Consider the following 13,212-nt stretch of genomic DNA (forward strand, 5'->3'; position numbering starts at 1 on the left):
AAAAAACTTCTGCGCCAAACTGACACGCGTCAAAGCGTAAGGCCTCTTTTCTATAGTCTTCAGCATATGTCGCAAGTAGCTAGAGCGGATACTAAAGGCGACGCAGGCCGAATAAAAAAACGGTTTAACCAAGCCACCCCTACAACAAATGCTCAATCGGCAAAAACGAAAAAATCGAAACCAGCATCCGCTTGAACAAACCGGTTCCCGGATCATGGCTGTAACGAACCTCTTCGTCACCATTGCGTTCAATCCACTGCAAATCGTCCGAGCCATCCAGCACCACTTCGTAAGCGGTTATCCGGGCCTGTTCTTCAAAGTGGCCTTCCATCATCTGGGTCAGTTCCGGGCTCTCAATCACAAAGCCTAGCTCAGTGTTGATATGAACCGAGCGGGGGTCAAAATTGAATGAACCCACAAACAGCCTTTTGCCATCCACCGCAAAGGTTTTGGCGTGTAGGCTTGATGAGGAGCTGCCCATCAGGTTGTCTTGCAGTTTACGCTCCACCGACTCTTCGCCCGGCACCTTGCGTAACTCAAAAAGTTGCACGCCGGCTTCCAGCAGCGGCTTGCGGTACTTGGCATAACCGGCGTGAACCATGGCTACGTCGTTGGCTTCCAGAGAGTTGGTGAGTATGCGCACGTGAACGCCTTTGCGCTCCAGACTGCGGAATATCTCTACCCCGGCCTTGGTGGGGATAAAGTAAGGCGAAACCAATGTTATCGAGTGTTCGGGGCTGCCCATAGCTTCGGCCAACTGTCGGCTCATGGACCCGTTCTTTGGCTTTTTTCCGAGTACTTTGGCCGGATCGTCGCTGACCATGGAAACCGGCGCCCATATAAACCCTAAGTTGCCCTGTAACAAGTTCTTCAGTAACGCAGATTCCGCCACCGCACACACGTATCGGCTAGCCTCGGAGCTGGCACTACACTCCCTAGCGGTTCCCACAACTCTGGCCATGTCACCCTCTGCGGCTTCCGGCAGAATGAGTGCTGCCGGATAGGCAGAAGCACTTGACCAATAGCGGTCAAAATCATCAGAAAGCTCACTGACTACGGGGCCAATAGCTAACACGTCAAGGTCAGCAAACAGGGCGCCCGAGCCTGCACCAAAATACTCGTCCGCAATGTTGCGCCCGCCGATGATGGTGGCCTGATTGTCTGCTGTGAACGATTTGTTGTGCATGCGGTGGTTCAGGCGCGGAAAACTGGTAAGGAAGCCTATCCACTTGGGGTTGCGCACCACAAATGGATTAAACAGCCGCACCTCAAAATTCGGATGGGTGTTCAATGCGGCCAAAGCGGAATCCAGCCCGGTAATGCCGTTGTCGTCTAGCAAAAGGCGAACCCGCACACCTCTCTCAGCAGCCCGGTAGAGCGCATCAAGCAACATGGTTCCGGTGATATCGTATTGCCAGATGTAATACTGCACATCCAGAGTCGCTTCTGCACCTTCGGCCAGTAGGGCACGGGCAACAAACGCATCGTGGGCGTTTTCCAGCAACACTATTCCGCTGTCTCCCGGGTGTGCCTGCGCCAAAGGAGCAATTGCGCGTCCCAGCCGGGTATCTGCGGTTTGTTCACTGGGTACCGAGTAGCTATCGGTGCGATCGGTCATGGGAGGTAGAGCGCACCCGCCAATGGCCAACAATATAGCCAGAACAGCCACCACTCTCGGAAAATACTTTCCGGGTCGGTTTATCAATTGAATGACTCCTTTTTGATCAAGTCTCTACCCAAAACGCAGCCGCTCTTTTCTATCCTATGCGTCGATGCGTAGTGCATAAATATCTTGGCAACCTCCTTCATCTACAACGAATTTAGTGGCCACCGTCACAGCGTACAAAAAGTAACGCAATACCAGTTGGGCATTTTGTGCTGGGCCGTAGACTCCCCAGCATTCATCGAAAGTTAAGGACTATTTCGAAATGCTCAGAAACAATCTGATAGGCGTATTGGCTGCACTGATTATGGCAGGCTGTGGTGGAAGTGACAGCAGCAATGAGGTCGAAAGCGGAAGCCAGATCGAAAGCGGAGGCGAGGCCGGGAGCGAAGGCGAGACTGAGAGCGGGAGCGAGACCGAGAACGGAGGCGAGACCGAGAGCGGAGGCGAGACCGAGATCAAAACGGGCGCCAAGGGCACGGGCTCAGTGGCGGCAATGGTATTGGAACCCTTTACAGCAGCAGCAGCGTTAACCAACTGCACTTCAACGTAGAGGCGATGTTCCGTCCCACCGAGGCAACCTTGACGTGCCGACGCGACGGTGTGGATATTGAGCTAACTCAAACAACCTTTGACGGCCAAATTCCTGAACTGCCCCCCGTGGCAGTTGTAGGGCACACCCGCTTGATCAACCCTGGAACTGCCTGATTCCATACGAGGGGCACCTAAGTCTCGCATTGTGTGATTCTGACAATAACAATCAAAGCTGGAATTACGATGACAATGACAGGCTGAGAAATGCAGGTAACGGAAAGTGCCTGGACTACGATTATTCACAAGACCGTGTGCTGATGTGGGGCTGCCACAGCAGCGGTAACCAACGGTGGGAAGGCATACAAAAAACCGATAGTCAGATACTGAATGCGTTGCCTGGAAAGCTTATACAGGTGCTTCTCGACAAATAGCATGTACAGAATGAGCTGGTTCAACAACAGCCCACGCCTCCTGACTAGAGGATAAGCGAACCAGCTCTTCTCCAGTTATTTTGACCTTGGTCAAATCTATAGTTATAAGCTTATTCCATCGTTTAACCTTTAGACCTGTTAAGAGTATGGTTAAGGCTGCCCCCTTACCGTATTGCGACTTCAGGAGAAAACGCGATGAGGCTGTTACTGGCTGCACTTCTCATAACCTTCGGGTTGAGCTTTCACGCTTCAGCGGAAGAAGCTCTATCCCTAACCCCGCAAGAAACCTACGATCTGGTTCAAAAGCAAGGCGATCAGATGTTGTTCGTTGATGTGCGGGACCCGGTCGAAATCATGTTTATCGGTTTCACCGACGTTGTGGACAAGAACATTCCCTTCATGTTGGCCGATCGCAGCACGTTTCTTGCTGATAAAGGCCGGTTTGCCATGACCCCCAATCCGGATTTTGCTGCCAGTGTTGAGCAGGCATTGAAGGATAAAGGGCTTAACAAAGATGCATTAATCGTAACCATGTGCCGCTCAGGCTCCACCCGTGGCAAGCCCAGTGCGGACTACCTGCTGGAGCGCGGTTTCACCAACGTAAAGTACATCGATCACGGCTTTCAGGGCAGCGGTTCAAAAGAAGGTGAAAAGTCCGGCATGAGAATTGTAAACGGCTGGCAGAACGATGGTTTGCCCTGGTCCATGAAGCTTAACCCGGAAAAAATATACCAGCCCTGACAACCGCTATACCCGCAGGGCACAGGCGATTCCTTAATCTGATAAAAATATGGAGGACGTCATGGCCAAGCTGAACAAGACTCACCCGGCTAGGTTCCTTGTGATTAGCGCTTTGGCCGCCCTGTTGATGTTTACAGGCAACCCCGGCATGGCTGCCATTGAGCGCAGCCCTGCCACCGCTGACCACACCAAATTCAAAGCCCTCAAAGGCCCGTTTGAAACCGCCAGTCAGGTAACCGAAGCCTGTTTGGAGTGTCACACCGAGGCCGCCGGGCAAATCAAGGCAACCACCCATTGGACCTGGCTCTACCAACACAAAGAAACCGGGCAAACCTTAGGTAAAAATAAGGTTATCAACAGCTTTTGCGGTATGGCTGTTACCAATGAGCCCCGGTGTACCTCGTGCCACGTCGGCTATGGCTGGAAGGATATGAACGAGCCGCCACCAGAGGCGGACTCTGCCGTAGATTGCCTGGTGTGCCACGACACCACCGGCGATTACTGGAAATTCCCTACTCTTGCAGGCGGCCCAACCTATATACCCAGAGAATGGCCCAAAGGCAGCGGCAAGATGGTTCAGCCGCCCGACCTGCCCAACATTGCCCAAAACGTGGGCGCTACCGGCCGCGCTAACTGCGGTAGCTGCCACTTCTATGGCGGTGGTGGCGATGGTGTAAAACACGGCGACCTTGACTCGTCATTGGTCTCTCCTGATCGCTCTCTTGATGTACACATGTCCCCCGATGGCGCCAATTTCAGCTGTTCTGATTGCCATTCAACTTGGGGCCACAGCGTGTCCGGCAGTCGCTATCAGGTTAACGCCAAAGACACTCTGGGCATTGATATCCCCGGCCACACAGACCTCAGCCGGGCGAGTTGCGAATCCTGCCACGGTCCTGCGCCCCACGAGAAAGAAAAGCTGAACGATCACGTGAACAAAGTGGCATGCCAGACTTGTCACGTACCCGCCTTTGCTCGCGGAGGTGTACCCACCAAGATGTGGTGGGACTGGTCCACGGCCGGCGAACTCGATGAAAACAGCAAACCCATTGCCACCTACGATGCAGATGGCCATGTGAGCTATCTGAGCGAGAAGGGGGACTTCCGCCACGGTGAGAATGTGGTGCCTTACTACGCTTGGTTTGATGGCACCGTTGAATACACCATGGTGGAGGATCAGTTTGATATTGATAACCCGCCGCTTGAAATCAATCGACTGGACGGCGAACCAAACGACCCCGGCTCCCGCATTTGGCCGTTCAAGCTAATGCAGGGCAAGCAGCCTTTCGACACCGAATACAAAACCCTGTTGGCAACCCACGTATTTGGCGCTGATGATTCCTCGCTCTGGAGCAATTACAACTGGCCGAAAGCCCTGAAGTTTGCCAGCGAGAAGTCGGGGCTACCGTTTAGTGGCAACTTCGATTTTATAGAAACCCGAATGTACTGGCCCATTACCCACATGGTACCCACCGCCGACCAAGCTCTGCGCTGTAGTGCCTGCCATACAGCAGAAAGCCGCTTAGCTGGCCTTGGTGGAATTTATATGCCGGGGCACAGCAGCAACGTTTGGCTTGATCGCATCGGTTGGCTGGTGGTGGCATTAACCCTTGCAGGTGTTGTGCTTCACGCCCTTGCGCGCGTGGTATTCAGTAAGAGGAAGCAATCATGAACCGGGTAATGATCTTTAAACGGTTTGAGCGCTTCTGGCACTGGTTTCAGGCTTTGCTGATTTTCAGCCTGCTGATTACCGGCTTCGAGATCCACGGCAGCTATTCACTATTGGGCTTCGGTGATGCCACGCGGCTGCACACCATCGCGGCCTGGTCACTGATTGTGCTTTGGCTGTTTGCTATCTTCTGGCACATCACCACCGGCGAGTGGCGCCAGTATGTACCCACACGCGACGGACTGTTTGCGGTAATGCACTATTACTTGATTGGCACCTTTACCGGGGCTAAACACCCTTACCGCAAAACCAGCAAAGCCAAGCACAACCCGCTGCAGCGATTGGCGTACCTGTTCTTCAAGCTGGTGATCTCACCCATCATCTGGGTAAGCGGCCTGTTGTATCTGTTTTACAACGATTGGCCCGCCGTGCTGGCAGGAGCGCTCAACCTTGAAACCGTAGCTCTGGTTCACACCGCTGCAGCTTTTGCCATGCTGGTATTCATTATTGCTCATGTGTACATGACTACGATGGGGCACACTCTCACCAGCCATATCAAACCTATGGTGACTGGCTATGAGGAGTTAGACGAGCCAGCGAAAAAGCCCTGACGAACTGACTATCCGCTGACTAAGCAGCCAAAAAAAGCCGACCCTTGCATTGAACAGGGTCGGCTTTTTCGTCTTACCAAAAGCTAAAAAGAGCTTAGAAGGTAAAGGTACGCATGGCCGGGTTCAGCATCTGGCCGGCCATTTCAGGTGGCGTAGCAACACCTACACCATCAATCAGGTCACTCTTACTGTAATCGCTGTTAGGTAGATACAGGGCACACACGTTGGCAACTCCGCCTTGCTTCAGCAAACCACGCAGCATCTGACCGGGGGTTACATCTTTCGGCTTTAGCGCAGGGGCCTCATAGCTTTTCAGGGCCAGATCGCCGGCTTTGTCACACAAGAGTACGTTCACCTTGGCACCCTGTTGCGCCATGGTGTTGGAAAGCACCATCGCCATGCCCTGAGTTTGCAGGGATTCACTTGAAAGAATCACCAGTACTTCCTCAACCATTTTCTGATCTCCTGCCTGAGCGCTGATAGGGGCAACAGCAACCACGGCCGCCGCGACAAGTGCTTTGAGTGATTTCATCATTAGTACGATCTCCTTTATCGGTTTTAGCATCGGATGACACCCAGACTAATACCGAGCCACATTTCGTTCAGTGACAAAGTCACCTCCACTCGCATTACCACCCTCCGCTGCTATTATTTAATATCAAGAAACTCTATTCTGGCTGGCCTGTCGAATACGCCGATGTAAACACTTGCCCGGTTCACCAAATGTCACAAAGTATCAAATCGCGATCTGTTAACATTTCACCTGCTGGCTTCTCCAAGGATCCCGAATGAGTGTGACGGAAAATGAGAAAAGACGACTCGCGGCAGTCATTCGGCTCGGGATTCTCGACACGCCGCCAGAAGAGCGGTTTGAGCGCCTTACCCGTATCGCTCGCCAGCATTACCGGGTCAAAGTCGCTTTGTTCACAGTGCTGGATAGCGACCGCCAGTGGTTCAAATCCCGTCAAGGGCTTGAGGAGACCGAAACGCCACGCTCGATAGCATTTTGTGATCATGCCATACGGCAGGATCATATTTTTATTGTGGAAAATGCCTCTCAAGATCCGCGCTTTCGCAACAACCCTTTCGTACTCGATGGCCCAAATATCCGCTTCTATGCTGGCGTACCGGTGCGCGAACCGAGCGGCTTCAAAATTGGTACCTTATGCATCATCGACGACAGGCCTCGACAGTTCTCCGAGAAAGATCTGGATGTGCTCCGCATTCTTGCAAGCATAGTGGAGGAGGAGTTGGAGCGCTCGTATATCGAGTCGGATAAAAGCAAGTATGTGCCTGTATCCCAACTCAACCGCGCTATCCACAATGCCCAGAATGTATTCCTCACAAGCAGCAACGAAAGCTCGGCGTTCAGCCAAATGCTCAACGATCTGCTCACCTTAACGGGCAGTCAGTTCGGGCTTATTGGCGAAGTACTGCATAAGAGCAACGGCACACCCTTTCTCAAGGTTGGTGCCATTACCAACATCGCATGGAACCCGGAAACCCAAGCTCTATATCAAGGTTTGGAGCGTCGGGGCATGGTTTTCGATCGTCTGGACAATATTCTCGGGTTGCCCATGGTGTCCGGTGAGATCGTTATCTCCAACGATTTATCGCAGGACCCAAGACGCGGTGGCCTACCTGCCGGGCACCCCGCTATCGATACCTATATAGGTATCCCGGTATTTTCCGGCAAGACCCATCTTGGGATGATTGGCCTGGCTAACCGACCCGAAGGCTACACTCAACAACTGGCAGACGAGCTGGCACCTCTATCACAAACCCTCGGCCATCTTATTGAACGCAAGCGCCTGTATGCAGAAAAGGGAACTCATAAGAAAGATCTTGAGCTGGCAGCGAATTACGATGCGCTGACAGGCCTACCTAACCGCCAGCGGCTTACTGAACTGTTCGAACAAGAACTTTACGAAGCCAGACAGAGAAATGGCCAAGTGTCTGTGTGCTTTATCGATCTTGATGGTTTCAAGAGCATCAACGATGAGCATGGCCATGCCGTAGGTGATGCTGTTCTGAAATCTGTCGCTGCAAAGCTACAGGCCACCGTGCGCAATCACGATATCGTAGCCCGTTTAGGCGGTGATGAGTTTGTGGCTATCCTGAGGGATGTAGGCGATGAAAGGGTGTACGCACGCCTCCTTGACGCTATCCGGCAGCCCATTAATTTCCAGCACCATGTACTGCAGGTATCCGGCAGCATGGGCGTTACTGTGTTCCCGGACGATGACGCAGATTCCGATTTGCTGCTTCGCCACGCGGATCAGGCCATGTATGCGGCCAAAGAAACCGGTAAGAATTGTTTCAAGGTATTCGACCTTCGATCACATTCGTCCCGCAAAGAGCGGGTTCGAGTGCTGGAGCAGATGGATACGGCCCTGCGCGAACAACAGATGGAGTTGTACTATCAACCCAAGATCTCCTTCCAACACCACTGCGTGAACGGCTTTGAAGCGCTTATCCGGTGGAACCACCCAAGCGAAGGCGTTCTCAGCCCTGCGCACTTTCTAGAGCATATTGAGTACACAGAGTATGCGCGCACCTTGGGTAACTTTGTGATTCGGGAAGCCGTAAAACAGCTTGTGGAATTTTCCAAGCGGGATCTTCCTTACACTGTGAGTATCAATCTAAGCCCCTGCCACTTCTTAAGCCAAGAGTTCGAGAACGATTTATCCAGTGCGCTGGAGGATTGCCCAAATGAATTGCGTGCCCGCCTCATTCTGGAGATTCTGGAAACCACTGCGATGGACGATACGGAAGCCGCTCTGAGAAACCTGAAAGCCTGTCGTGAACAGGGTGTGGACATTTCTCTTGATGACTTCGGAACCGGGTATTCATCGCTGGATTATTTTCGGCGGCTACCGGCACAAGAAATCAAAATTGATCGTTCGTTCGTCATGGACATGCTGGTAGACACAGACGACAGCATGATTGTCAGTGCTATCGTTAGCCTGTCGAAAAGCTTTAATCGACGGCTGGTTGCCGAAGGCATTGAGGGTGCGGAGGTTGAAAGCAAATTAATTGAGCTTGGCTGCGATTTGGGACAGGGTTTTTTCTACAGCAAACCCCTGCCGCTGCCGGAAGCTCTGCGTTGGGCAGAGAATTTCAGGTGGGAAGACAGATTAACGGCTTAATGCCAACCGCGTAGAAAACGCGATAAAGGAGAATAAAACATGATTGGATACGTCACCATTGGTGTCAGCGATATGGAAAGAGCCAAGAAGTTCTACGTTGAGCTTCTTAGCGGTATGGGTGCAAAGCTTCTTGTGGACATGGGGCGCATTGCGTTTATTGGTGAAAGCATGAAAGGCCCCTCGTTAGCTGTTTGCACACCCTTCGACGGACAACCCAACCATCCCGGTAACGGCAATATGCTGGCATTCTGGCCGGGCTCGAAAGAGGCGGTTGATGCTTACTACAAGAAAGCCATAGAGTTGGGTGCAACCTGTGATGGTGAACCCGGGCAGCGTATCCCAGACCAGTTTTACGGTGCCTACCTGAAAGACCAGGACGGCAACAAAATGGCGTTCTTCCACTTCGGTTAATTCGGAACGCCGCAAAACAGAGACCGCTCTATTCGGTGGTCTCTGTTTTAAACCACCATTCAGGCAATAACCCCCGAATCTGCGGCTGCATAAAGCGATCGTCTATAAGCCAGATCACCCCACGATCCTCCGGCGTGCGAATAACCCGTCCGGCAGCTTGCGCCACTTTCTGTAAACCCGGAATCAAATACGTATAGTCATATCCTGCGCCGAACCGCCGCTGCAGCCGATGTTTGAGAATCTCGTGCCAGGCATCGAACGGCGGTAAACCCAGGGTGGCGACAAAAGCGCCAATCAACTGATTACCCGGCAAGTCGATGCCTTCACTGAACACGCCCCCGAGAACCGCAAAAGCCACTCGGCCAGTCTCTTCCCGAAATCCCGCCAAAAACTCTTTCCGCTGTTGTTGGCTCATGCCCGAGTGTTGCGAACGTTGGAGCACATCCGGCGCATGGTTTGCCAGAGCATCACTCACCTCACTCAAATACTTGAAGCTACTAAAAAATGCCAAATAGTGCCCGGGGCACTTCCGATATTGGTGCGCGATCAGTTCGGTAATTGGCGCTACCGACGCCCTGCGGTGAGCCTGCCGGGTACTAATCTTTGGCGTGAATTGCACCTGTAACTGGTCGGCACTAAAAGGGCTGGGCAGAGAGATGAAACGGCTATTCTGGGGCAAACCCAATAAATCTCGGTAGTACACACCGGGGCTTAGCGTGGCAGAAAATAGCAAAACCGAGGCGGCGCCCTGAAAACGGTCACGCAGAAAGTCCGCCGGTACTAGATTTTGAATGCTCAGGCGCGCTCGACCTCGGCCTTCGCGGTGGAGCTCACACAAGGAATGATCACCAAAGGAGTCTGCCAGCTTCATGAAAGCAACGGATTCAAACAGCAGTTCCTGCAAGGCGAGGTCCGGCGGGTTATCTGCAAGGTAATCCGTAAGCCCGGAGACCAATCCTTGTAGGCCAGCAGTCAAAGCAGCAGGAAGCTTGGCAACAAAGACGGGGGTATCGCCGCTTTCTGATTGCTCACGGATTACAGCCTGCCAAGCCCGGGCTGTGCGATCTAGATGGGGTTTCAGGGCCTTGGGCGCGGTTTTTCGGACTTTCAGCAGCCGTTGCTGGTCCAGCTGCACCGAATACATACCTCGCCCCCGGTCCACCAGATTGTGGGCTTCATCTACGAGAATGGCCGTTTTCCAATTATTCTGCCGGGTGAGGCCATGGAGTAGGGCAGACTGATCAAACATGCGATTCACATCGCCGATGATGACATCACACCAGCGCGCCATTTCCTGTGCCAAGAAGTAGGGGCAGATATCGTGGCCCGCCGCGATTTTTGCTAACTCGTCCTGAGTGAGCGTTGTGCCCGCCTGAGCGGCTTCGGCACGGGCATCCGGCAAACGATCAAAGAAGCCTTTGGCTAGCGGGCAGGAATCCCCATGGCAGGCTTTGTCCGGATGTTCACAGGCATCTGACTTGGCCACCAACTCCAGAGTGCGGAGAGGCCAGATTTGTGGTTCTTCCTGCGCAGCTCGCAAACGCACCACTGCGTCCAGCGCCAACTGCCTTGCGGTGTTTCGACAGGTGAGGTACGCCAACCGGTCGTGTTTGGCTGCGGGCATGGCCATAAGGGCCGGGAACAAAGTGCCCAGAGTTTTACCCAGACCTGTGGGCGCTTCTAGCAGCAGGGTTTCGCCTTTTACGGTGTTTTTATACACGGTTTCGGCAAGCTGCCGCTGGCGGGGACGAAATTGTTCAAACGGAAAGCGCAGACCCGCAAGGCGACTATCCCTCTGCTCCCGGTGATGGGTTTCCTGCTCTGCCCATAACCGATAACGCCCGCACAGGATTTCCAGCTCCTGCCACAACTCCTTGGCAGTGGCGGTTTCAGTCACCGGTGTTTCCCGGTTATTGCCGATATTGAAATACACCAGCGACAGTTTCAGGTTTTTACGGTTTTCCTGCTTACAGAGCAGGGCACCGTAGGCTCTTAGTTGGGCCCGGTGCAACGCCCGTTGGTGTGGCCGGATTCGCGATAGGTCGCCCCGGTGGGTTTTAATTTCCTCCAGCAGGCCGGAGTGGGGGTTATACACATCGGCCCGGCCATAGAGCTCCAGCCCCATGCATTCACCGGTAAGTGAATACTCGCTTTTGTAGCCATGCCCGCGTTTACCCTGAATGGCCTGATGGGCAAGAATACCCTCTTCAGCGCTGGGAGCCGGGGTGTAACGAAAGTCCAGATCACCTTCTCGAGCAGCAAACTCGCAAAGGGTTCGGACCGCCACCCTCATGTTCTTGCCTCGCTGTCTTGCCAGCGCAGATAACACACGCTGGCGGCAATGCCCTTGCGGGCAAAGAAGTGCAGCCAGCGGACCTGGTGATCCTGTAGTCGGTCGCCCGGGCCTTTTACTTCGATCATTTCATAACCGGGCTGATCTTCCTCGATTTGTCCCGAAAACCTAATAAGATCCGGGAAACCACTTCGATGTTCGCGAATATTTAACAGGATCCGTTCAAACATAACCTGCAAATCTACGGCGGGAATTCTATCCAGTGCCAGATCCAGCAACTCTTCATCCAGCGCTGGCCAGGCAACAAAAGGATTATTGATGCCCTGTTTGGCGGCGTAGGTATCCAGAATTTTCTGGCGATAGCTGCCGTTCTTCAGCGCAACGAAGCACTCATCAAATGACGCTTGCCGACGGCTTGCAAAATCCTCCCGAACCAAGTCTGCGGGGCCGGTATGAAAAGGATGAAAAAAGGCACCGGGAATCGCTTTGAATATTGCGGGCCAGAACAGCAAGCCGAAAAGGCCATTGATCAGCGTGTTTTCTACATAGTGCACCGATGCCTCAGGCGTAGAAAGATGATCCCGAACTACCATCTCAACCGAGTCACCGGTGTGTGGCAGGGTCAATGTGAACTCGCGGATAGCAGGAGGCACCGGGGCGGGCGGACCCGGCTCGCCTACCTTTTTCGCCAGCCGCTTAACAATTCGGGCTAAGCCCTGAGCTTCGGCGTCGCTCAACTCTCCATTTCCCCAACGAGCAGCGATAGCCCAAGCTTCCTCAAAACGTTTCAATCGCTCTAGTAGCCGCAGCTGTTTTAATCTCGCCTCGCGATGACCACTGGCCGCCAGCGCTTGCAGTGCCAGTTCCCGATCACCCTGACGTTCAGCCTGCCGCCCCAGCTCAAGCAGCAGGCGATCACGGCGGCTCGTTAGCCAAGCGTTGTCCGTAGCTGCTGGAATATCAGCCCAAACCTCAGCAGCGGGCACGCCTGCATCCAGACTCTCGCGACACTGGTGCATGGCCAAGTAACTATCCACCTCACTGCGCTGAGAGAACGCCCGTGATTCAGGGGTAAACTCCACCTGCTCATAGCGATGGTGGCCCAACTCCACCAGCACAAAATCCGACCACGTCTGGCGTAAGTTGCCGAAGAACATCAGGCGAATGCGATCGAACAACGCCATGTGGCTGACCCGCACCACCGGGGAAAACACGTCATCAAACCAATCCGCCAGCCTGCGAGTATCGGTAAAGGTTTCCTGCAGGGCTTCCTTCATCCGTGCCTTTGGCAGGCTTTTGGCTAGACCAGCTTGCTTCAGCATTGGTGAAAAAGCCGTGCGCAGTTCAGCCAAAGTGAACAGACGGAAAATGTCATCCAGAGTCAGCAGAGGATCAGCATCCAGCCACCTGCGAGTAATCAACTCCTCCAGTGCGTCGGCTTCCGGGCTTCCCAACTCGGGGTAATTCAATTTGTCTGCACGAAACGAGTCACCCGCGCGCATCACCATCCGGGTGAGCAGTGCTCGAGCAGGGCGAGATAACTCAAAGAACTCGTCCAAAAACTCTTGCTCTGGCCTCATTAACAAATCCGAGTAATGGCTCGCCACCCAAGCAACGACTGTTTCCATGTTTTGCAGGTAGTACAGGGGGTTTTCGAGATTCGCTGTGGCGGGCCGAGGGCGCATATTCATATATTCACAAACAAACCTT

11 protein-coding genes are annotated in these 13,212 nt (G+C 53.5%); 7 read left to right on the top strand and 4 right to left on the bottom strand.

The window, feature by feature from the left end; genetic code table 11:
- Positions 1–139: 139 nt before the first annotated feature.
- Positions 140–1,705 (bottom strand): phospholipase D family protein, encoded by a 1,566-nt coding sequence (locus FE845_RS09240; protein ID WP_227714201.1) that lies wholly within the window; start codon positions 1,703–1,705, stop codon positions 140–142.
- Between the two features lie 223 nt (positions 1,706–1,928).
- Between FE845_RS09240 and FE845_RS09245 the strand changes: the two genes are divergently transcribed.
- The 5 genes from FE845_RS09245 to FE845_RS09265 all read left to right on the top strand — a co-directional run bounded on the left by FE845_RS09245 (position 1,929) and on the right by FE845_RS09265 (position 5,649).
- Complete coding sequence (locus tag FE845_RS09245; RefSeq protein ID WP_200363714.1) at positions 1,929–2,216, top strand: hypothetical protein; 288 nt, start codon at positions 1,929–1,931, stop codon at positions 2,214–2,216.
- 154 nt (positions 2,217–2,370) lie between these two features.
- On the top strand, positions 2,371–2,628 hold the full coding sequence (locus tag FE845_RS18980) for an RICIN domain-containing protein (RefSeq protein WP_413785078.1): 258 nt from the start codon (positions 2,371–2,373) through the stop codon (positions 2,626–2,628).
- Between the two features lie 195 nt (positions 2,629–2,823).
- Complete coding sequence (locus tag FE845_RS09255) at positions 2,824–3,369, top strand: rhodanese-like domain-containing protein (RefSeq protein WP_200363719.1); 546 nt, start codon at positions 2,824–2,826, stop codon at positions 3,367–3,369.
- Positions 3,370–3,430: 61 nt separating this feature from the next.
- On the top strand, positions 3,431–5,041 hold the full coding sequence (locus FE845_RS09260) for a tetrathionate reductase family octaheme c-type cytochrome (protein WP_200363721.1): 1,611 nt from the start codon (positions 3,431–3,433) through the stop codon (positions 5,039–5,041).
- Positions 5,038–5,649 (top strand): cytochrome b/b6 domain-containing protein, encoded by a 612-nt coding sequence (locus FE845_RS09265; RefSeq protein WP_200363723.1) that lies wholly within the window; start codon positions 5,038–5,040, stop codon positions 5,647–5,649. Before FE845_RS09260 ends, FE845_RS09265 begins: the two co-directional genes overlap by 4 nt.
- 94 nt (positions 5,650–5,743) lie before the next feature.
- On the opposite strand, the gene FE845_RS09270 is transcribed toward FE845_RS09265, so the two are convergent.
- Positions 5,744–6,184 carry a hypothetical protein gene (locus tag FE845_RS09270; protein ID WP_200363725.1) on the bottom strand — a complete coding sequence of 147 codons (441 nt, stop codon included), beginning with the start codon at positions 6,182–6,184 and terminating at the stop codon, positions 5,744–5,746.
- A gap of 253 nt (positions 6,185–6,437) precedes the next feature.
- Between FE845_RS09270 and FE845_RS09275 the strand changes: the two genes are divergently transcribed.
- A complete protein-coding gene (locus FE845_RS09275; protein WP_200363727.1) occupies positions 6,438–8,798 on the top strand; it encodes a GGDEF and EAL domain-containing protein in 2,361 nt (786 codons plus the stop codon).
- A gap of 39 nt (positions 8,799–8,837) precedes the next feature.
- A complete protein-coding gene (locus tag FE845_RS09280; protein WP_200363729.1) occupies positions 8,838–9,209 on the top strand; it encodes a VOC family protein in 372 nt (123 codons plus the stop codon).
- A 28-nt stretch (positions 9,210–9,237) separates the two neighbouring features.
- Here FE845_RS09280 and FE845_RS09285 read toward each other — a convergent pair whose 3' ends face one another.
- On the bottom strand, positions 9,238–11,502 hold the full coding sequence (locus FE845_RS09285; protein ID WP_200363731.1) for an ATP-dependent DNA helicase: 2,265 nt from the start codon (positions 11,500–11,502) through the stop codon (positions 9,238–9,240).
- Positions 11,499–13,193: a VRR-NUC domain-containing protein gene (locus FE845_RS09290; protein ID WP_200363733.1), complete on the bottom strand. Its 1,695-nt coding sequence runs from the start codon at positions 13,191–13,193 to the stop codon at positions 11,499–11,501. The genes FE845_RS09285 and FE845_RS09290 overlap by 4 nt, the downstream gene beginning before the upstream one ends.
- Positions 13,194–13,212 lie beyond the last annotated feature (19 nt).

The sequence above is a fragment of the Marinobacter sp. 1-4A genome, from assembly GCF_016597725.1.
GTDB lineage: Bacteria > Pseudomonadota > Gammaproteobacteria > Pseudomonadales > Oleiphilaceae > Marinobacter.